The 1,184-nt window shown below is 42.6% G+C and carries 1 protein-coding gene; it reads right to left on the bottom strand.

Annotated elements, in window-relative coordinates; all coding sequences use genetic code 11:
- Nucleotides 1-22: 22 nt before the first annotated feature.
- A protein-coding gene (locus L1N85_RS27005) for an IS630 family transposase (RefSeq protein ID WP_235242098.1) occupies nt 23-1,086 on the bottom strand; the annotation gives its coding sequence in 2 pieces (ribosomal slippage) (nt 23-562 and nt 565-1,086; 1,062 coding nt in all).
- Between the last annotated feature and the right edge of the window lie 98 nt (nt 1,087-1,184).

The following is a 1,184-nucleotide window of genomic DNA, read 5'->3' as shown; positions in this document are numbered from 1 at the left end:
CTATATATTCGGCAAAAATGATTTACATCTGAACGCATAACCGATCAACCGTAACTTCTGGGGTCTTATTGATCTCATTGACAAAGCCTTGAACAGCTTTGCGGATTTTTTGGACCGAATCGAAGAATACATTATTGATAACGGATGATTTCATCCAACCCCAAAGTTCCTCAATCAGATTGAGATCGGGACTGTAAGGTGGAAGATAAACGAGCGTGAGTACTTCCTTGTTTTTCTCAAGAAAAGGTTGAATGAGCTCAGCATGGTGGATCCTGGCGTTGTCTAAGATCATTACGATCTTCTGCTTTGGATATTTCACAAGCACCTTTTCCAGAAAGTTTAAGAACTCTTTGGCTGTATACTGCTCTTCTTGTACGCAAAAGACTTCGCCTGTTTCATAATCCAGCGTACCGATCAGTTTGGCACCCCAATGCTTTCCGAATGTTGGAATGATCTTTTGTTGCCCTTTGGGAAACCAAGTCCGTGACAAGGCTTGGTAATCCCGGATCATGGATTCGTCTTCAAATAAAATGCGGTCGATTTTACCGTTCAGGAGTTTTTTTTAATCTCTTCAAACTCCTGCTTGAACGCTTCTTGTTTGACCGGATCGGCTTTGGCAAGCGTGTACGTAGGTGTAGTGAAGCTAAGCTTCAAACGATACAACAGTTCCCGAGCTCCTCGATCGGAATAGCGGATGTCATATTCCTGTTCAATCCATTTACGAACCAGGGGTGAAGTCCAATTCATTTTCGCTGGAAAACCGACATCAGCGGGGGTTTTCTCTGCGACGGTTTTATATACTTGTTGTTCCTGTTCCTCCGTTAACTTTCGCGGACGACCCGTGGAATACCCCATTTTCAAGCCTTCCAAACCATGTTCCCGGTAGATTTTCAGATAGTTGTAAACAGAAGAAAGAGAACGTCCCGTGATTTTGCTAATTTCATCGTGGGGTACGCCGTGCAAAGGCATCAAGATAATTTGATAACGCTCATGCATACGAAGGTCTTTATTCGTTCTCATAGCCGCTTTTATTTCCTGAATTGCGGGGTTATGGGCATCCTCTTGAATCAGCTTTGTTTTTTTCATGTATCGTACCTCCGACCAATGAGTGGTTGAGTATACTATACAATATGGTAGGTTCTGTATCTAGCAATATTTTCCGTAACTTTATTGCCGACTATATA

Origin of the sequence: Paenibacillus alkaliterrae, assembly GCF_021532375.1 — a bacterium.
Taxonomy (GTDB): Bacteria; Bacillota; Bacilli; order Paenibacillales; family Paenibacillaceae; genus Pristimantibacillus; species Pristimantibacillus alkaliterrae.
This window is presented reverse-complemented; position numbering and strand designations above follow the sequence as displayed.